This window comes from Stieleria mannarensis, from assembly GCF_014154935.1.
In the GTDB taxonomy this organism is placed as follows: domain Bacteria; phylum Planctomycetota; class Planctomycetia; order Pirellulales; family Pirellulaceae; genus Stieleria; species Stieleria mannarensis.
In genome coordinates this window covers 162444-182596 of sequence record NZ_JACEHH010000004.1, presented here as the reverse complement: position 1 = coordinate 182596, position 20153 = coordinate 162444, and the positions used below count along the sequence as shown (strand labels likewise).

Sequence of the window (20153 nt, the reverse complement as noted above, 5' to 3'; positions counted from 1 at the left end):
TCTTCTGGCGAAGCTAGCGATACCTGACCGGAACTCACGAGGGCTCATCGCGTTATATTTCAGAAGCCAAATCACATGAACACCGAATTAATTGCTTGAGGGTTGGCTTTGCTGATGAATGACAAATGGATACTCGTGCTGGTGCTGTTTTTTGCGTCGGGCTTGCTGCTTTCCCACGCCGCCGGCGAGCCGCCGACGCCACGTTCGAACACCGATTCGTCGCCCAACGTGATCTTGATTCTGGCCGACGACATGGCCCTGGGAGACCTCTCCAGCCTGAACGGCGGCCGCAGCCGGACGCCCAATCTGGATCGGCTGAAAAACGAAAGCGTCTGGTTTTCACAGGCTTACTCGGCCGCCCCGGTGTGCGCGCCTGCGCGGGCGTCGATCCTGACCGGTCGCTACCCGCATCGCACCGGCGTGGTGACGTTGAACCAACTGACCTATCCATCGCTAACCCGGCTCAGACGCGATGAGACGACGATCGCAGAACTGTTGCGGGACCACGGTTACACGACCGGGCTGATCGGCAAATGGCATTGCGGCAATGGTCAAGGGCATGAACCGACCGACCATGGTTTTGACGAATTCGAAGGCTTTCTCAATCACACCGACGTCCGCCATTACAACGATTATCGCTTGCAAGTGGCGGGTCAAACGGTCGCGGCGAAGGATCAATACCTGACGACCGATCTTTCCGCCCGTGCGCTCGAATATGTGCGGCGGCATCGGGACGAACCATTCTTTTTGCACCTGGCACACTATGCACCGCACCGCCCGATCGAGGCCCCGGCCGAGTGGATTGAACCTTACGTTCAGCGAGGACTCGATGAGCAGACCGCGACGGTGTACGCGATGATCGAGATCATGGACCAGGGGATCGGCGAGTTGTTGGCAGAACTGGATCGGCTAGGGATTCGCGAGCGGACGATCGTGGTGTTTGCCAGCGATAACGGGCCGGATCCGATCGTTGGGCGACGATTCAATCACGATCTTCGTGGCACCAAGTACACGGTTTATGACGGCGGGGTGCGGGTGCCGTTTTTGGTGAATTGGCCCGGCAAGTTGACTCCCAAGCAGCGGAGCGAAACCGTTCACTTCACCGACGTGCTGCCGACGCTGATGGAATTGTGCGGTTTCGACCTGCCCGAGACGCTTGAACTGGACGGCGTTTCATTGATGGGGCTGCTAACGGGAAAGGCCGGCGACACAGAGCTACCCGAGCAACGTTTTTGGCAATGGAACCGTACCCGGCCACGCTATTCGCACAACGCCGCGATCCGCGAGGGCGATTGGAAACTCGTGCGGCCCTTCGTGACCCGCAACGTTCCCAAGAACGACTCGACGCTTCCGCCGGCGCTGTACGATCTGTCATCCGACCCCAGCGAATCACGTGACCTGGCGGGCGAACATCCCGAGCGAGTCCAGCGGATGAACCAGTCGCTGGAATCCTGGACCCAGGCGGTCGAGCGGGATCGAAAGCGTGGCGAAGCGACAGCAGACGAGTAGGCTAACGCAACTCAAAACGCTGGACCGTATGTGAGTGCGTCTCTCAGCACCGCCATGGTTTCGGCTTGATCGCGTTCGACTCGTTTTTTCGCGGCTAATGCGGTTTGTTTCGCTGCCGCCGGGTTGCGGGCCATTTCCAGTATTGCCGGGGCGATTTTCGGTACGTCGGCAGGGTTGTCCAGGTTGAATAGCCAGTCGCCTAAACCGATGTCCTCCCACATATACCCCTTGGACGTCTGTTCGGCCCAGCGACAGACGATTGCGGGGACGCCGTGGCCGATGCACATGATCGGCGAGTGCATTTCGTTGCCGAACAACCCCGCGCTGCGGATGTAAACACTGATCGCTTCACCGGTCAGCCAATAGTTCGGCCGCCAAACCACGCGGTCGCGGACATCGGCCGGCAAGTGATTCAGGATCACTTCTTTGCCAACCTGCATCTGTGTCTGGTCTTCCGGACACAGTAACACCTTCAAATCAGTCGTCCTGGCGATCTCGATGATCGCCGCACGCAATTGCGCGTGATCGTGTTCCTTCATCTCCTCGTTACGGGCGTGCTTGACCGGATCAAACGGCCGATCTTTGATCAACCAATAGGGCGTGTAACGTAGCCGGGGGATGCAGCACAGGAATTTGCCGGTTTCCAAGCCGTGTTTTTCCAGAAACGCATTCGCTCTCTCGTCGTCGCGCAAGTCGCACCCGAACGCACCGTCGGGGCCGAACTGCATGATCGGCGCCGTGCAACCCTTCTCTTTGGCCAGTGCCAGCGAGTGAGAATCGCGAAAAAACACGAACGACGCGCCGCCGAGCACGCGGATCGTCTCGGCCATCGCCTCCGCCGAGGTCGCGGTTGTTGAACTGGATTTCTTCGGCGGCAGCGTGATCCCGTAGATGCCGTACGGCTTACCGGTCGCTTCCGCCCAACGCACGACATCGCGCTGGGCGACCAGCGACGCACCCGATCCGTGCAGCAGAAAATCACACTCGTCGAAAGCGACCCTTAATTCATCAGCCCCCTTGGCGATTCGTAGTTTCGGGAATCGTGTCCGAAGCAACTCTTCAACGCCATTGTCGACCTTGCTCGGCCACAACGTGACTTTCACGTCGGGAAGATGGCGTTCCAGGATCCGCAAGACACCAGGCGTGTGCGCGATATCGCCGATGTTGACCGTCTGCCACGACGACCGTAGCAGGATGTGCTTGGGCGCGTCTGTTTCGGTGCCGGACACGATCTTGCAAGCTGTCCCTGCGAAGAGCATTGCGAGCAGGCGTCTTCGGTCAAATCCTCTGGTGTTCTGCGATAACATCATTGATTCCGTTGTTACGTATCTCCTTGGCGGACGACCTTGATTGCGGCTCGTGAAACATTGGGAAACAACAGCGCAGATAACGTCGGTGATCTGCACGCCAAACAATCCAACAATCCTTGAAAATTGCGCTATTTCGCCACGAATATGACTGCCGAATTATTGAACAAGGACATATTTCAGCCAATCAAAGCAATTTACCATGTCACGATCGAGACGACAGACAGGAGCTGGGCAGCTGGCATTGGTCGCGGCGACCAGTTTGGGCGCGATCGGTTCAACATCCGCAGGCGACTTTTTTTTAAATCGACAGCGTGTCAATACGCAGTGTTGCATTCCCGGTCACAACTACCAGCATAACTCGTTTCCGTTTACGGCTCCCGACATCGCTCGCAAATCAGCGATTGCGGTGGCAGCGACGGATCCGACGCGCCCCCGAAGTGGTTTTCGCCCGTTTCATTTTCGCGAGGTCTCGCTAACCGTCGGCCCCTTGACACTCGATCGCGTGGGTTTGGCGCTGCAGAGGGACGGCGAGCCATTGCTGGCGACCGGCAGCATTCGCCATAGCGGAGGCGATGGTGGTCTGATCGGCAGTAATGTAGTGGTTAAGATGCGGGCCTATGTGTCGCACAACGCGATGCTGAATGATCGGGATCGGTCGGTGACTTCGCCAGTGACGGCCGTGGGATCGACCGTCACGGCAAGCCCGAATCAGGTCACACGTCTTCCGGCCGACGCCGTCATGGTCTGGCAGGGCGAGCACACCTTTTGGCTCTCGCGGAACGGTGAACAAACGGTCGAACTTCAGGCGGCTCCCATGAGCGGCGATGCCGTGTTAAAGCTTGCCAATTATTTCGATTTGATTACCCATCTTGAGGTAGAGCTAGGGCACCGCAGAGACCGATAACGCGGGTAGTGACGATTCTGTCAACGATCCGCAATCGACCTGACGACACCTTAGCCGCCTTACCGGTCGATTGCTCCTCTTAGCAGGGAAGCAATGCAATGGCGCGATTGGGACCAACATGGCCCTCAAGGTTGGCCGTGGGGTGGCTATGTTTGATGCTATCACCGGTCATCGGTGCCCAAGAAACGACCGAAGCCGGCCTGAATGACTTGGTGATTCTTGATCCCGGCAAGCACGAACGAGGCCTGCCCGCGGTGGTGCTCGAAGCGATCGAGGGCGGTCAACAGATCGACATTCCACCGAAGGTGCATGTTCATCGTTATTACTACAGCGGTGACAAGGTCTTCCAAGGGCCGATACTTCAGGGTGGACCGACCATGGTCGTTGCCAGTCATCCAAAGACTGGCGAGCGGATGTATATCAACGCCGTCCTGCCACCGGGTGCTCCCCGAATCGCGTACACGAAAGCATCGATCACCTACGTGTACACCGACCGCAGGGTTGAAATCCAGTTTCGAGGATTTCCCCACGACCCCTGCGTCGCCATCGTGAAACACCATTCGGGAAAAGGGATGGTTCGAAGCGTCCGCGACGCTCATGTGAATCTTCGAGAGCATGTCTCGGAGACGATGCGGAACTCTCCGTTGGTCAATTCGGTCAAGGAAACTGCGTCCGGGGGGGCGGATTTGGTTCAAGGGGCAAAGACCGCAGTCGGCGAAATTGCGGTGACGGGGGCCGACAGCATCAAGACGCTCTCCAGCTTGATCCCCGGGGTCACCTACCTGAAAAGCCTGAGTGAACAGCGTCCCCAACAGGAATACGAAAGCGTGATCGAGCGTGCGGCAACCAAAGCGGAGCGTCAGGAAATCCCGTTTGTGAGAACAAACCGATAGCCGCCTTCGATTGATTCCAAATCCCCACAACGAATTTCGCATCCAATATCTTTGGACCGAACAACGATGAAAGCCAAACTGCCCCAACTGTCTTTGGCAGGTCTGCTCCTGATTCCCGTCCTGTTCCTGGTCGGTTATTCGATCGCCGAGGAGACGACGGCCCCGGGGGAACTTCGCGTCATCGCGTTCCTGCCGGATGGGAAAACGCCACTGGGCTTCACCAGTGGTCAAGTCACGGTTGCAAAACCGACAGCACCCGCGGTCCAAATTGAGTTCGGCGGAACCGACGATCAAACGGGAAAGCTTGAGATCAAAATCGGGAACCAGCCCGCTGTCAAAAAGCAAGCTGATCTTGACGACGAAAAGAGGGCCATCGTCTCTCTCGCCGACTTGGACGGTGTCGAACTGGTCGAAGGTCACTATCCGATTGTATTCACTTATCATCCGACCGGCGGAAATCCATCGCTTCCTATCGCGATCAACGTCGTGATTGACACCATCGGTCCCGTGCTTCGAACCGTTCAATCGATCGAGTTTGGTCAGAAGTTGGAGTTCACCTTTGCGGATTCGGATCTGGATCTCAGTACGGTCACGTCCAGCCGATTACTCGTGCAACAAAAACTCGCCGGTCAGAATCCTTATAGCAACCCGATCGGCTTCACCAAGAAGGAGCATCGCGATCGCAAGTTGATTTTAGAGTTCGATCCTCCCCTTGCTCAAGGCGAATATCAGGTTTCATTCGCAGAAGATGGCTCATCCCACATCAGCGATTCCGTTAAGAACCCCATCGCCGCCCCAGAGACCAAGGCGACGTTTATCGTGTCCTACCCGCTCGCCGATACGCCGGTGATCACCGTTGTCGAAAGTGCCGAAACAAGGTCGCGCGCCGACCGAACCGGTTTGTGGGTCACGCGATCAGATGACGTCCGCGTGTCGCTTCCGAAAACTCCGTTGATTCCCGGTGGAAAGATGGCGGCCCGAGTTAATGGGCAAACACAGTCACGTAAAGACATTGCATCGTTCTTGGACGTTGGGTTGACGCGAGAGGGTAACAACACCGTGCAAGTTGTCTTCTTCGACGGTAGCGGCAATAGCGTCGGGCAATCCCATCAGATCAACATTCTAAAAGACTCGATCGGTCCGCGCCTGTTGCACGCCGAAGTGATTGATGTTCCTGATCGCACAGGCACGAAGAAGGTCCTGGTGGCGACGTTCGACAGCAATGATTTGACGTTGCCGGGGGTTGTGACCGCACGACCGATGCAAATCCGATCGAGAGACTCCGCCAATTCGTTTGGAACGTCCATCACCGTGGACGCTCCGGTGAGAGACGGAAACGACAAGCTCCGACTAGAGATCGATCAATTGCTCCCCGGGGAATACCAGCTGGTGGTGCTTGGAAGCGGACAGACCATTACCGACAGCGCCGGAAACCCTGCCGGAAACGGTCAAAACCAAGTCGTCCACTTCACCATTGCGGCCGAACGCAATTTCGGCCAGCACGTGGAGTTTCCGCCCTACGCCCCGCCGAAGAAGCAAGCGATTCCCGACGAAGGCTTCAATCCGGGCGACTACGTCGAAACCCGTGTCGCCCGACTGTTTTACTATCGTGACGCTCATCGTGTCGCACAAATCATCAATCGAAACATTCGTTCATTCAACCAAGCCGCGGTGACCCAGGCCGAACGACGCGCCGAAAGTGCACGAGAGGATGCGGACGCAGCAACCGACCGACGACGACAGAAGGAACGTGAAGCGTCCGAAGCCGCTGATCAAGCTCGTGCGGCCGAACAGCAACTCGCCCAGGCACAGCAGATCGTTGCCGATAATCAGCAACTCACCAATTCCATCACCGCCGACAAGGCTCAGCGGGCAAGTCTGCAAACACAACTCGATGCGTTGCCCGCGGACTCAAGCGACCCCGCGGTCGTGGCACAGCGGACAGTGTTGATCAATCAGATCGCTATCCTGGATAATCGAGTGGTGCAAAACCAAGCATCGCTGAATCAGATCGGCGACGTCTCGGAAATCGCCGGTCGCATTCCCGCCATGCAGCAGTCCGTCGCAAATCTCAGAGAACGCGAACTGAGTCTTCGCAGCGAATGGAATCAGGCTCAAGCAGAGGAAGAACGCGCCAAGCAAAAGCAGTTCCGCAACGAAGTGACAGCGGCGGAGACGGATCCGGACACCTATGTCGCGGGTGACATGCACTCGGTCGATCCGGTTACCCAATGCTCGATCAGCGTTATTGGCGAGGGGTTGATCCAGATCCGCGGGCCGATCAAGGGGATCAACAAGATCCGCACCATGATCAACCAAATCGACTCGCCGGTCGGTCAAATCAAGATCGGCGTGTTCACCGTGCAAGTCAATGGGGAAGACGGCGCCAAAATGGAGAAGGTGGTCGGAGATGTCGAAAGCTACGTCGACCTGTCGCGATTTTTGGTGAATCAATCGTTGAATCTGCTCAGAAAAGCGATTCAAAGCGAGGCCGCAATGCTTGCCGAGCAATGTCAGCACGAGGGGCATTACCAAGTCGATCGCGACCGACGTTACCTCTACTCGTTCTTCGGACGCGACTTCATCGACGAACTCTACGAGATGAATTCGGAGTTTTTGTTTACCGAGAACAAGGTGCTGTCCTTGCACGCGATGGATACCATCAGCCTCAATCGGGCGCTTTTCATTTTGGCGTTAGCTAAGAACGACGTCCGCGAGCGGATTGTCGCTCGGTTCCTGGAATCGGCCAAGTCCGACTTGCCTGACGCCGAATACGACTTCCGTCGGTCGAGTGAGTTGCGGCCGCACAAGTCGCAAAAGCACTTCCCGTTCTGGAACCGTTCGCGGCTACCCGTTACCAATCACTACAAGAAAGAAGCGGAGATCTACGAAGCCGTCCATCGCAACGCGCTGCAGCGTTATCACTTCCGCAACGTCAACGCCTTCTTCGACACCGGATTCACCAGCCCCGACACGATGAACCCGATGCAACGCGAGTTCATCCGCTTGGCACAGATCTTCAAAGCCAGGCTCGTTGCCGAAATCGAACTCAAACAACGTGTCATGGAACGCGGAATGATCGAGGACCGATCGAACACGGACGAATACAAGTTCGAACTCTTTCAACCGATATTCCAGGCATCCCTCCAACTCCAAGCCGAGATCCAGGAACAACGTGTTGACGCGTTTCGAAAGAACGTTGCAACTGCCGAGCAGATTCATGAGGCAGTGGCGGAAGCAATTGAAATGTCAAGACTATTTCAAAAAATGGTCGAGCAGGCGCGTGAGATTTGGGGCGCTGCTTCGAACGAATTTGCGGGACTCGATGACAACTACACAAGCACGGAAATCGAGACCAATAAGGATGTTGCAAAAGCGTTCGTTGACACGATGCGTCAGGAGTTACTGCCAACGTTTCAATCATACCTTCCGCAGTTGAACGACTTAAAAAACAGAACGTCTTTGACCAAGTCAGCGCGGCAAGTGATCGACGAATTGGGAATGGAACTTTCGAAAGCGATAACAGCTATCGAAAGTCTCCCGGCGGGCAGTGAAGCCTGGACCAAGCAGTCCGGCAGACAACAGGTCGAGCAGGTCAAAAGGTCGCTGACGGGGCCGCTGGACGAAATAAACCGCCGGCTCTATCCAAGTTCGGAAACCGACCGGATCAACGATCTCGCCGTGGCAACACTCAACGATGATTACACACGGTGGCTTGAAGTCGAACAATTGTTCCTCAAGTACCAAGCCGCCGCTGAAGATCCGTCCACGGCGGCGGACGTTGTGAGCAGTGTATATCATCAACTGACCCTGTTGCTGAAGGAACTGGAGGGTTCGCAGCACTCACAGAAGATCATCGGGCTGGTAACGTCGTCGTATCGATCGCTGATGAATACCCGATCGTACCCAGCACGGCTAAAATTTGTCGAACAGCTACAAAAAGAAACACGCGTCGACCTCGACCATCGCAAGTTGCTCAACTACATGATTGATGAGCAAGAAGATAAGTTTATCGAACTGGTCGAGGGCACACGATCGCACATCGCGGTCATCGATCAATACCTCAAGCGGTTGTCGATCGCACTCGAAGACGATTTCAAAATCCAGTTCTACGATCCGGCCTTCGTGCGAATCCGCGAAGCCGCACGTGGCTTGCCGGTTACGCTCAGCCAGGTCGAACGCACGACCATCCTGACCAACAACCGCGACTTCGCCAAAGTCGACCCGCAGGCGACGATGGAGTTTGATCTTCCCAAACGGCAGATCGCCATCAAAGAAGCCTTTGACGCCGCGAAAGCACTCGTCGAAGACACCGGCGCACTGATCAATGACCCGACGTTTTTGTCCGCGTTTCAAATGATGGGGGGCAGTACCCAACCGGCAACCGTCAAGAATCTTGTTCCCGGCCAATCGATGAGTACGGATCAGCACATCATGGGGTTGGTCCCGCCACAACCTCCGCAAAATACGCCGGGCTCGGCACTGCAAAGTCTGGTCCCGGAACCCTCGATCTTCAAACTGGAAACCGGAACCGGATTTCAAATCCGCCCGGTCATGCAACCCGATGGCGACTCGGCCGTGTACGACTTTGATTACATGTACACGACCAACATTCGCGAACCGGTGCGGGCCGATGAAAAACATATCGGTCGCGTCAGGCGACACTTTGTCCACACCGCCGTCCAAACCGGCAATTTTGAACTCCGTGAGATCAGTCGTTATCAAGTTGCGCTTAAGGTTTCGCGTACTAGCAAGGGCGTTCCGTTGTTGGAAGACATTCCGGTCGTCGGCGTCGTGTTCCGTCCGGCCCCCAGTGACGATTCTTCGTTGCAGCAGAATGTCATTTTTGGACAAACCAACCTGTACCCGACACTGTTCGATCTGATGGGGCTGCGCTGGGCACAGCAGGTCGTCGATCTGGATCATCTCAGCTTGATCGAGTCCGAGCACGTCATTCGCGGTCGTCAGAAAGCGATGCGTGACTTCGTCTTCGGGCAGGCCTCCGAGCGAGTTGACGACTTTTTAGATGTCCGCAATAAATCGGCACGCAACTTCCGACCGGATCTTTATCATGAACAGACGATGACATCGCCCTATCATCCGCGCGGATACACGCTTGCCAATCCGGCGACTGATCCGACGGGCAATAACTACGAACGCCACGACCGCCGCCCGCCGGAAATGCAAGATCCGCCGTACGATCGCTATCGACATCGGCCGGTGCACCCGGAACAAATTGGCCCGGGCGTGATCCCTGAACCGATCCCGCCACGGCGTGACGACTCTTTGCTTCCGGCGCCACTCACCCCACCGATCGAACCCAGCGGCGGGCCGGTCGACAGCGAATTTGAGTCACTGCTGAGGAGGGAGCGTGGTGTTCAACCCGATCTCGGGCAACTCGGTCGCACCAGCGGATCGATCCAGCTTGCCCGACCGGTCGCGGTCGTTCGCCATCTGCCTTCGACGACGGACCAGATCAGCACACCTGTCCAGCGCAATTCGGTCATCCAAGCAGGTTTTCAAGCTTCCGCGGATCGCTCGAACGCATCAACGTCAAAATGGAACTCGTTTGGTCGACCGGCGATGCATCAGATGAACTCGACGCTAGGCGATAACTGAAGACCCAAGCCCGATATCGATTTGATGTTTCTCCGAACCATTGCTTGAACACGGGGACTGGGTGCTTACACTTCTTTGGAGGGATCGGCGATCAGGTTTGATCAGCAGCAACGTCACGACTAACGAGGCAAGAGAGATGGCTGTCACCGGTGAACGCGTCATCCAAGTGATGAAGGACGAATTGGAGAAGAAAGGCTGTGCCTTCGATTCCGAACCGGCATCCAATAATGTCGGATTGACCAAGAGCCAATTGACGGGATTCGTGTTTGATGCGCTGAGCAGCGAGACTGACAACGAGGATTGTGTCGAACGCGCCGTCAGCGACCTTCTTGTGGGTTATAAAAAACTGCTCGACAATCCACCAAAACGCGCTGCGATTCGTCGCATGCCTCCCCCAGGGCGTCGTGGAATCTGGCTGAAAATACCCGAGATCGACGCGGATCCTTCCGCGGACGGCATCGAATGTCGGCATTCAACGGAGCCCACACCGGCCGCTATTGTCAGGGTGGACGGCCCTGAAACGGTAACACCGACGCCGAACGCCACCAACGTCGTGGTTGCGGACTCGATGATCGGGATCGCCGACGAAATCATGAAGTTTCAAAAACTTCGCGAGATGGGTGTCCTGACCGACGACGAGTTCGATGTCGTGAAGAAGCGGCTTCTCGGAAAGATCTGCCCCTCGCTGAACGCATGACATTCTTGGCGTCGGTCGCCAGCGGCGTTCGCATCACCATGCACTTCATCTTGGGCAGCGCCGTCCGTGGTTTGACGGTTTTTCAGACGGCCATTGTCACGGACGAAGATCGTCGGAGGATGGCCTGAAACCCCATCGCGCGAGGTGTCGCTGGATCGATGGTTCTTGTCATGTTTTTCAGGTTTTGGGTTGCGTCGCATTTTTCGGCTAATTTCAATAGCTCCTTTGGAGTGGTTTGTTCACCAAAGGCTAGTGATGAGTGATGCGATGAGAGCGATTCAACTGTTTATCATGCTCTGGGCCATGTTGTTGACCCTTGGAACGAGCACGCTTCCTGCCGGTGTGATTTACCAATCGCCCACGGGGGCTTCGCCACTGATGGGGTATATCGCGGTGGACGATCCGTCGCTGGCAGGAACGCAGTACGTGCACCCCGACATCCCTCTCGATCGTTTTAACGTCAGCAACATCATTGACGGAGATCTTGCTACCTACGGCAACACCTACAGCGGAACCGAAATCGCCCCGGCCACGGGAAACAACACCGCTCCACTCGATTTCGTGGGAGTCCTCTGGAACACGCCTCAGAACAGCATCACTTCGATCCGGCTGCACCACGCGCTGTTCTTCGATGGGGGATGGTTTGGGACAGCCGTGGGAGACCTGAATTCCCTCAACAGCTTTCCACCCAATTCGCTGTCGGCAAATCAGGCGGACGCCGCAGACGTCGCTGCCCCGACGGTGCAGATCACGATTGATGGCGGTTCAACCTGGACGTCGATCAGTGCCAGCGACAACTATGTGAGTGTGATTCAACCCGTTGTTCTTGCGGAAAACAGTAGCCAGCCGCCGCCGGTCACGTTCAACTTCTCCACTCAGAATGGAATCGATGGAATCCGCTTGGTCGGATACGGGGGAGGAAGGTCCGATATCCCCGGTGGTCGCGATGAACAAGGCTTTATCGCAGTGAGAGAATTTGAAATCGGAGTCCAGGTCCAGACGGCGACGGTCCCTGAACCATCGTCGATGGCCCTCTGGGCAATTTGTACGCTGGGAGTGGTGTCCCGGCGTCGTAGGCGCTAACAGTCGTTGGGTGGCTTACCGAGCGCGCGGATCCGCGTCTATGTCCAACGCTATGGACTGGGCAGTTCCGTTTCTCCTTCGTGTGCCACTGCTTCCACCGCTGTGAATGCGACCGGATAGATCTGCCCCCCTTTAACTTCGAGTGTAATTTCAACCAGTGTCGATTGGTCGTCACTAGCCAGTGCGACGTAGAGCTTGGTTGTCTTCCCCGGCGTGAGCCCGGGTAGTGCGTAGTCTCTGGTCGCTCCTGGCGGGATGATGGGGCTAGTCTGGTGCCGGTTGAACACAGCGCGACCGCCGAGTTGCGACGTCACACGCACAATTACGGTGTCGCGGGTCAACGGAACCGCCGTTTGTTCGTTCACGCAGCTAGGCGGAGCGGGGGGGTGACACGGCAGGCCTGTCGCGGCAGCACTCTTACTCCAGAGCCAAGTTCCGAAACAAAGCGTGATCCCCAAGCTTAATGAAAGATTCTTGCCTGTCCAAAACGATGTCGCCACGTCTCGTCTCCCCCTCGTTCCGAATTGGTCTGAAACTTGATCGAAGGCCTAGGCTACGGCGACCCCGGCGGGCAGTCAAGCAATTCGATTCGCGGTTTATCCCATGGAACTCAGCAGCACGTCACCTGGGATATCATTCAGCGGGCCGCTGAGGCGGGGCAAGTGCGCTCTGTGGAGACTGAATCACCGATTCCGGCAACACCTCGTCAACTGGAACGATCGGGGCGGTGGGGGCTTCACTGTAGACAGGCGCGAAAACCGTTTGGTGAAATCTGAAGTCCTGGGGAAATCGGATATCGTACACCTGTCCAGCTCGGGCGCCGAAGGCGTGGTGGTAATGGCGTTGATTGCCGTGCATATCGGTTTTGATCACCACGATGTCACACGGCAGGATGCGGTCGGGACGAAGCCCCGTCAAACTATAGAATCGGCTATTGCGATGGATTCCGGCGAGCGTCTGCGGTTTAGTCTGATACCCATTGATCTCTACCTGAACGTCGTCGCGAACATGTAATCTTAGCAGCGCGTTGTCGACGGGAGGGCAGCCGCCGCTGTGAGAACCGACCGGGGAACAGTGACCACTTGCCGTTTCAGAAACCCATGCATGGGATGGATAAACAAGAGTGGTCCTCCGAGTCGAGTCCGGGTTGAAATGCTGATCATAGTACGGGTGAAAATGGCCAAATCCCACCGCGTTTACCGGCGATGTTGCTATTGAGAACAGGCCTGCTAGAACCATGAAGTATGCCGAGCTTCGCATCGTGTTCATCGGGGTCTCTCTAAGGTATTCAGCCATGAGCGGGTAATGGAGATTGCAGTCCGAATCGGTTGTTGTAGCCCTGGCCAGACGACGGTATCGCATTGACCGGCCTCTCTCAGACATCGATTGCCACTCGTAGCAAGTGTGGCTACCGCAACGAAGTGGAACGCACCAACCGTAGGATGGTTACGCAACAATGCAAAACTCCTGAGGGCGGTTTAGCCCCCCACCCAGAACACCCCGTAGCGTTTGTCGCTGTTCTTTGGAATGTGACGGATGTCGCGGTTCACTGCGGACGAGAATGTCGACCTGTCGCCCATGGCGCAGCAAACAGGTGATTCGAAACAGACACTTCGATTTGCCGAGTGAGGCTGTTTTCGCGTGTTTGCCGATCTGTGGGCTATTGCCTCGAGCTTGCCGGGAAGTGGATCGAGAGCTAGAATCAGACGTATGAAATCGCCCCTGTTTGCCCTGCTGTTGATCGTCAACTTGTTGGCGTGTCCAGTGCGTTGCCTGTCGTGTGAGTCGACGGCGACGGTGGGCGAGGACCGCGCGGTGGAGACTTGTTCCTGCTGTTCGCACGGCGATGCGGCCCCCCTCTCGGAGCTGCCCCTCTCGGAACTGCCTGCCCCCTGTGGTGATGATTGCAGTTGCCAAAGCTGTCTCTGTGAAGGGGCCATCATTCAGGCGGAAGTTGAACTGCCCGGGGCGGAATGGATCGTCAGCTGGGAAATCCCCATTGAACCGACGGCCGCTCGCGTTGTCGGGAAAAATGCCATTGTTCACGGGCATCCGTATTGCCTGGATCGGCAACTTCTCTGTGGTCGCGATGTGCGCGTCGCGCACCAGTCTTGGCTGATTTGATCCAGCCGCTTCAACGAAACGTCCCCGTCGCGTTCTGACGATTGCCTGCCTGTCGTTTCGTTTTTTGCTGTGATCCTCCTCTCGCGATCGGTCTGTCGTTGATGGGGTGTCGTTGTTTGGTGCTGCGCGCGATGGTCGCGCGCGGACTTTCCTGTTGCGTGTGCCTGACCCAAAGGAGTTTTGGCATGTTGAATTGGTTCCCGAAAACCGCTGTGGTTGCGAGCGTGGTTGTGCTCGCCGCACTGCTGAGCCCCACGAGCGCCCCGGCTGCCGAGGCGAAAAAATCGAATGTCGTCGTCACGGTCGGCGAAATGTGTGGCGGATGTGTGAAGAAGATCACGAAACGTTTTGACAGCGTTGGCGAGGTTGCCAAGGTCGAGTGCAGCATCGAGAAAAAGTCGGTGACGCTGATCCCCAAGCCGGATGTGCGGCTGAGTCCGAAAACGATGTGGGAGATCATGGCCGAGATCGGTAAGACTCCGAAAAAGATGGTCACTCCGGAAGGCACGTTCACGGACAAGCCGAAGCGTTAACGCCCCGTTGGATCGCGAAAGAGATCAAGACTGATGTTGCTTCCCTGGGAATACGGTGTTCGCAATCTGGCCCGGCGGCCGGTGCGCACGGCATTGACGCTCGTCGCGCTGGCGACGGTCGTGATGCTGGTGTTCGTCGTCGTCGGGTTCATCCGCGGATTGGAACAATCGTTGTCCGTCAGCGGTGATCCGAACGTCGTCTTGATCTATTCGGTGAATTCCGAGGAGAACATCGAGAACTCGTCAATCGCCGCCAACGCACCCGCGTTGCTCGCCGCCAGCCTGGACGGCACGGTGAAACGGTTCGGCGTGACACACGTCTCGCCGGAGCTGTATCTCGGCACGCGTGTAAAGACCGGCGCGTCCGGTGAGGGATTAGGTTTGGTTCGCGGCGTCACGCCGGCCGCGCCGCTGGTTCGCCGGTCGGTCAAGTTGACCGACGGCGATTGGCCCGGCGCGGGCGAAGTGATGGTCGGTCGGTTGGCGGCGGCAAAACTGGGCAGCTCGGACGCGGCGATGGTGACCGGAAAGACGATTGAAATGGAAGGCCGGTCGTGGACGATTAGCGGCCGCTTTGCCGCCGGCGGCGCGGCCTATGAATCAGAAATTTGGTGCAACCTCGGTGATTTGCAGACGGCCACCAAACGACAGGATTTGTCGCTGGCGGCGATGCTGCTCTCCCCAGGCAACTCGCCCGCCGAGGTCGCACTGTTTTGCAAGGAACGCACCGACCTGGAGCTCCGCGCCAATCGCGAAACCGATTACTACGCGGCCTTGCAACAACACTACAAACCCGTGCGGTTGTTGGCGTGGTTCGTTGTCGTTTTGGTGTCCGGTGCCGGAGTGTTTGCGGGATTGAACATGATGTACGGCGCCGTGGCCGGACGAGTCCGCGAGATCGCGACGTTGCAGGCGATCGGATTTCGTCGCCGTGCGATCCTGGTCAGTTTGATTCAGGAGGCGGTCCTGTTGGCCGCGGCCGGATCGTTGCTGTCCGGCGTGATCGCATTGACGGTGCTGAACGGGATGGCGGTGCGTTTCACGATGGGCGCGTTCACGTTGCGCATCGACGGCGTCGCCATCCTGATCGGATGCGGCGTCGGTTTGTCATTGGGCGTCTTGGGCGCGTTGCCCCCGGCGCTGAAAGCGTTGCGATCGCAAGTCGCAACCAGTTTGAAAGCAGTTTGAGATTTAACAAGGAGTTTTAGAATGAAGATGTTTTTTAGTTTCGGTTTGGCGGCATTGTTCTTGATCGCGACCGGTTGCGGCAGTCAATCGGACGTCGCATCACAGACCGGCCCAAACGCGGCCGACTCGAGTGCAGAAACGTCAGCCTATCTGGCCGAAAGTGAGCCCGCAGGGGCGTTACCGGTGGGCGAAGCACGTGAATCAACCGAAGACGGCCAAGAAGTCACCCTGGTCGGCTTGATCGGCGGATCGAGCGAACCGTTCGTCGATGGCCTGGCAGCGTTCACCATCGTTGACCCCAAAGTACCCCACTGCGCAGCCGATGAAGGCTGTCCGACGCCGTGGGATTACTGCTGCGAAACCGATGCGGTCAAGGACAACATCGCGACGGTGAAAGTTGTTGACGAATCCGGCAACCCCGTCGGCCAAGATGCCCGGGAGATTCTCGGCGTCAAAGAACTGTCCACCGTCGTCGTCAGCGGCAAAGCCAAACGTGACGACCAAGGCAATCTGACGGTCGCGGCCAACCAAGTCTTTGTACGTCCGGGCAAGTAATCATGGCGAACACTCCGCTCGATCTGAGCCAACTGGCACTCGACCGATCGCCTCGTGAAGACGCGACGCCGACCCAACCGCGCCGCAAGCGCTGGTTGACGCGGTACGTGCTGCCGATCGGCATCCTGTGTGGCTTCATCGCCCTGTTGGTTGCCGCGACGGGACGACAGTTGCTGCCGCGCCCCTCGGTGACGGTGGTGCCGGTGGTCGTCAAGCGGGCGGAGGTGCAGCAAGCCGGAACGACACTGTTCCAGGCCCCCGGTTGGATCGAACCGCGGCCCACGGCAATCAGTGTGGCCGCGCTCGCGCCGGGGGTGATCGAAGAATTGCTGGTCGTCGCGGGACAGTACGTCCAGAAAGAAGAGGCGATCGCCAAACTGATCTCGATCGACGCCGAACTAGATGTCCAACGGGCAAAAAATCAGCTGGCGATTCGAGAGGGAGAACTCAAGCGGGCGATCGCCGAACGCGACGCCGCCAGAATCCGTCTGGAAAACCCGGTGCACCTGCAAGTCCAGTTGGCCGATGCACAAAGCATGCTGGCCAAGGCGCAGACGGAACTGGCCAAGCTGCCGTTTCTGATCCAGGCTGCCCAGGCGAACGTGGACTACGCACGCAGCAGCATGGAAGGGAAACGATCGGCCAAGGGCGCCATCTCCGGCCGCATCATCGACCGCGCCGAAAGCGATTATGCAGTGTCAGTGGCGAACCTCAAAGAACTCCGCGAACGCAGGCCCAACCTGCAACGTGAATCCGATGCGCTCGGTGAAAAGGCCACCGCGCTAAAGCGACAATTGGAACTGCTGGTCGAGGAAACACGCCAACTGGAAGAGGCTGAAGCGAAGGTTCAATCGGCAGAAGCGTTGCGTGGTGAAGCCGAGTTGCAAGTGCGGCAGGCGGAACTGACACTCCGCCGAACCGTCATTCGCGCTCCGATGGATGGGCGTGTGCTGCGTCTGGTCGCGGCGCCGGGGAGTCGTGTGATGGGACTGGATTCAAATGCCGGCCATCGCTCCAGCACAGTGATCGAAATGTACGATCCCGAACGCTTGCAAGTGCGGGCCGACGTCCGTTTGGAAGATGTCCCGATGGTCACGCGGGGCCAACCGGTTCAGATCGAAACGGCGTCGTCGGCGGACGTCATCGAGGGCCGCGTGCTGCAGACGACCAGTTCGGCGAACATCCAAAAGAACACGCTGGAGGTGAAGGTCGAATTGATTCAGCCGCCGCCAACGGTCAGTCCCGAAATGCTGGTCACGGCGACCTTCTTGGCGCCGGCGGTTGCGAATCCGAGCAGCGAATCGACGGAAACCCAACGCCTGTTTGTCCCCCGCGAACTTGTTCAGTCCGATCAATCGGGGGCGTCTGTGTGGGTCGTCGACGCTGACGAAATCGCGCAGCGACGCTCGGTGGACCTCGGCGGATCAAGCGGAGATGGACTGGTCGAGATCACGTCCGGAGTGAAGCTGACTGACAAACTGATCGCCAGTGACACCGCTGGGCTGGAACACGGCAGCCCCGTTCAAGTCAGCGGCGACGATCAAACCCTAGGAATCGAAAAATGACATTGGTCGAACTACGTGGCGTCAGTAAAAGCTTTCGCAAAGGCGACGAAACGATCACACCACTGGACCACGTCGATTTAAGTATCGCGCGAGGTGAGTTCGTCTCCCTGATGGGACCCAGTGGGACCGGAAAGAGCACGCTGCTGAATCTGGTCAGCGGGATCGATCGACCCGATGACGGCACGATCATCGTCGGCGGAACGGAAGTGACCGCACTGTCGCGAAGCAAGTTGGCCGATTGGCGCGCGGCGAATCTGGGCTACATCTTCCAGACCCACAACCTGATCCCCGTTTTGACGGCGTATGAGAACGTTGAACTTCCGACGCTACTATTGAAACTGACCTCGGCCCAGCGCAGGCAACGCGTCGAATTGGCGCTCGAGGCGGTCGGGTTAAGCGATCGTGCCGACCACTATCCGCGGCAGCTTTCCGGCGGGCAAGAACAACGCGTCGGCATTGCCCGGGCAATTGTGGCCCACCCCCAAGTCGTCGTCGCCGATGAACCGACCGGCAGCCTGGACGCGGAAACCAGCGAGCAAGTGCAGACCCTGCTGCAACGGCTGAACAAAGAGCTCGAAATCACGCTGCTGATGGTCACCCACGACAGCGATGTCGCTGCGATCGCGACTCGGCAATTGGTGCTCGATCACGGAAAGTTCTTGCAGCGCGATGCTGTTGTAGCAGCTGGGTAAGAAGATTTTGGAGGTAAGAAAATGACGAGACACACCATCAATTCGATCCGGCCAAATTTTCCTACCTCCAAAATCTTCCTACCCCTTCACCGAGTCACGGTGGCCTGTCAAGTCAGCAAGAATCAAGGGATAGATGGCAGAATGATCCGGGGCAGAATGATAGGGTGTCCGTGGTCAGTCGCCGATCGGATGGGCTTGAGAAGCGAAGGAACTAAAACTGTTAACGTTCCCAACTGAAATACGCGTATCCATGACTACCTACGTTTTAAAAACCCTATGGCGCCACCGCACGCGGACACTGTTGACCGTGACCGGTGCGGCAGTGGCGATGTTTGTGTTTTGCTTTGTCGGGTCGGTCCAGGAAGGTCTGCACCGATTGACCACCGGGGCGGACGCCGATCGCAGCTTGATCGTGTTTCAAGAAAGTCGGTTCTGTCCGACCAGCAGCCGGCTGCCGGAGGACTATGCACGCAAAATCAAAGCCGTTCCCGGTGTGCGGGAGGTGATGCCGATCCAGGTCTGGACGAACAACTGTCGCGCCAGTTTGGACATCATCGTCTTCAACGGGGCCGACCCGGATCAAATCCGACGCACCCGCCCCATCAAGCTGACCAGCGGCGATTGGCAGACGTTTTCATCCCGACGCGATGCGGCGATCGTCGGTCGCAACGTCGCCCGCCGGCGGGGGCTGAAACAGGGGGACCAGTTTTCGATCGGAGAGATTTCCGTGAAAGTCACCGGCATCTTTGAATCGACGGTTCCGGCGGAAGAAAACCTGATCTACACCAGTCTGGCCTTCTTGCAATACACACGTGGCTTGGACGCGGCAGGATTGGTCACGCAACACGAGGTGCTGTTGACCGAAGACGCCGATCCGGATCGTGTCGCCGCGGAAATCGATGCCGAACTGCGATCCGGTTCGGTCGCGACGCGGACGCGGCGCAAGGGTGCGTTCCAGGCCAACACGCTCTCGGACCTGGTCGACTTGATCGGGCTCGCCCATTGGCTCGGCTACGCCTGTGTCGCTCTCGTCTTGTCCTTGGTCGCCACCACCACGGTGATGAGTGTCCAGGACCGGATCAAGGAGTACGCGGTGTTACAGACGATCGGCGTGCGGCCGATGCGGGCGTTGCGGTTGGTGTTGGCCGAGAGCACGTTGCTGTGTGTCCTGGGCGGTTCTGGCGGGACGCTGCTGGCGCTGGCGGTTCTGGGGACTGGCGGATTTGCCATCGGTGCCGAAGGTGCGACGATCTCCTTCCAACCGTCGCTCGGATTGGCCGTCACCGGCGTCCTGGTTTCGCTGGTCGTGGGGGTCGCCGCGGGAATCGCACCGGCGGTTCAGGCGGCCAGCGTTTCGATCGTGACCGCGCTGCGGCAAGCCTAGCGGGACAGTGGCACTTCGACGTGGCTACGCTCGCCAGAGCGTGGAAGCCCCAGGGATCCACCTTCTGGCGAAGGTAGCTACGTTTAACGAGTGATTC

General features: G+C 57.7%; 14 protein-coding genes. 13 read left to right on the top strand and 1 reads right to left on the bottom strand.

The annotated features are described in order from the left end of the window. Positions 1–114: 114 nt before the first annotated feature. Positions 115–1509 carry an arylsulfatase gene (locus H1B37_RS04300; protein ID WP_182865380.1) on the top strand — a complete coding sequence of 465 codons (1395 nt, stop codon included), beginning with the start codon at positions 115–117 and terminating at the stop codon, positions 1507–1509. 11 nt (positions 1510–1520) lie between these two features. On the opposite strand, the gene H1B37_RS04295 is transcribed toward H1B37_RS04300, so the two are convergent. Next, a complete protein-coding gene (locus tag H1B37_RS04295; RefSeq protein ID WP_353620774.1) occupies positions 1521–2738 on the bottom strand; it encodes a polysaccharide pyruvyl transferase family protein in 1218 nt (405 codons plus the stop codon). Between the two features lie 322 nt (positions 2739–3060). Here H1B37_RS04295 and H1B37_RS04290 point away from each other — a divergent pair, with 322 nt between their 5' ends. The 12 genes from H1B37_RS04290 to H1B37_RS04235 all read left to right on the top strand — a co-directional run bounded on the left by H1B37_RS04290 (position 3061) and on the right by H1B37_RS04235 (position 20056). Further along, positions 3061–3723: a hypothetical protein gene (locus tag H1B37_RS04290; RefSeq protein ID WP_182865379.1), complete on the top strand. Its 663-nt coding sequence runs from the start codon at positions 3061–3063 to the stop codon at positions 3721–3723. Positions 3724–3878: 155 nt separating this feature from the next. Next, positions 3879–4616 (top strand): hypothetical protein, encoded by a 738-nt coding sequence (locus tag H1B37_RS04285; protein WP_182865378.1) that lies wholly within the window; start codon positions 3879–3881, stop codon positions 4614–4616. A gap of 66 nt (positions 4617–4682) precedes the next feature. Further along, the gene (locus H1B37_RS04280) at positions 4683–10235 is read left to right on the top strand and encodes a hypothetical protein (protein WP_182865377.1); all 5553 of its coding nucleotides are present in this window, start codon (positions 4683–4685) and stop codon (positions 10233–10235) included. A gap of 235 nt (positions 10236–10470) precedes the next feature. Continuing rightward, entirely contained in the window at positions 10471–10932 is a 462-nt protein-coding gene (locus H1B37_RS04275) for an SHOCT domain-containing protein (RefSeq protein ID WP_182865376.1), read from the top strand. A 267-nt stretch (positions 10933–11199) separates the two neighbouring features. Continuing rightward, a complete protein-coding gene (locus tag H1B37_RS04270) occupies positions 11200–12015 on the top strand; it encodes a PEP-CTERM sorting domain-containing protein (protein ID WP_220498031.1) in 816 nt (271 codons plus the stop codon). 765 nt (positions 12016–12780) lie between these two features. Beyond that, the gene (locus H1B37_RS04265; protein ID WP_182865374.1) at positions 12781–13029 is read left to right on the top strand and encodes a hypothetical protein; all 249 of its coding nucleotides are present in this window, start codon (positions 12781–12783) and stop codon (positions 13027–13029) included. A gap of 1229 nt (positions 13030–14258) precedes the next feature. After that, positions 14259–14672, top strand: a complete 414-nt coding sequence (locus tag H1B37_RS04260) for a heavy-metal-associated domain-containing protein (RefSeq protein WP_353620773.1) — start codon at positions 14259–14261, stop codon at positions 14670–14672. A 33-nt stretch (positions 14673–14705) separates the two neighbouring features. Next, the gene (locus tag H1B37_RS04255) at positions 14706–15860 is read left to right on the top strand and encodes an ABC transporter permease (RefSeq protein WP_182865373.1); all 1155 of its coding nucleotides are present in this window, start codon (positions 14706–14708) and stop codon (positions 15858–15860) included. Between the two features lie 21 nt (positions 15861–15881). Beyond that, entirely contained in the window at positions 15882–16415 is a 534-nt protein-coding gene (locus H1B37_RS04250) for a hypothetical protein (protein ID WP_182865372.1), read from the top strand. A gap of 2 nt (positions 16416–16417) precedes the next feature. Beyond that, on the top strand, positions 16418–17980 hold the full coding sequence (locus tag H1B37_RS04245) for an efflux RND transporter periplasmic adaptor subunit (RefSeq protein WP_182865371.1): 1563 nt from the start codon (positions 16418–16420) through the stop codon (positions 17978–17980). Next, positions 17977–18672, top strand: a complete 696-nt coding sequence (locus H1B37_RS04240) for an ABC transporter ATP-binding protein (protein ID WP_182865370.1) — start codon at positions 17977–17979, stop codon at positions 18670–18672. Before H1B37_RS04245 ends, H1B37_RS04240 begins: the two co-directional genes overlap by 4 nt. 250 nt (positions 18673–18922) lie before the next feature. Further along, complete coding sequence (locus H1B37_RS04235) at positions 18923–20056, top strand: ABC transporter permease (protein ID WP_182865369.1); 1134 nt, start codon at positions 18923–18925, stop codon at positions 20054–20056. The last annotated feature ends 97 nt before the right edge of the window (positions 20057–20153 follow it).

Excerpts from the sequence above, each read along its gene's own strand:
- H1B37_RS04270 (WP_220498031.1), top strand. The coding sequence starts at position 11,200 with ATGAGAGCGATTCAACTGTTTATCATGCTCTGGGCCATGTTGTTGACC.
- H1B37_RS04235 (WP_182865369.1), top strand. The coding sequence starts at position 18,923 with ATGACTACCTACGTTTTAAAAACCCTATGGCGCCACCGCACGCGGACA.
- H1B37_RS04240 (WP_182865370.1), top strand. The coding sequence starts at position 17,977 with ATGACATTGGTCGAACTACGTGGCGTCAGTAAAAGCTTTCGCAAAGGC.
- H1B37_RS04300 (WP_182865380.1), top strand. The coding sequence starts at position 115 with ATGAATGACAAATGGATACTCGTGCTGGTGCTGTTTTTTGCGTCGGGC.
- H1B37_RS04285 (WP_182865378.1), top strand. The coding sequence starts at position 3,879 with ATGCTATCACCGGTCATCGGTGCCCAAGAAACGACCGAAGCCGGCCTG.
- H1B37_RS04255 (WP_182865373.1), top strand. The coding sequence starts at position 14,706 with ATGTTGCTTCCCTGGGAATACGGTGTTCGCAATCTGGCCCGGCGGCCG.
- H1B37_RS04245 (WP_182865371.1), top strand. The coding sequence starts at position 16,418 with ATGGCGAACACTCCGCTCGATCTGAGCCAACTGGCACTCGACCGATCG.
- H1B37_RS04250 (WP_182865372.1), top strand. The coding sequence starts at position 15,882 with ATGAAGATGTTTTTTAGTTTCGGTTTGGCGGCATTGTTCTTGATCGCG.
- H1B37_RS04280 (WP_182865377.1), top strand. The coding sequence starts at position 4,683 with ATGAAAGCCAAACTGCCCCAACTGTCTTTGGCAGGTCTGCTCCTGATT.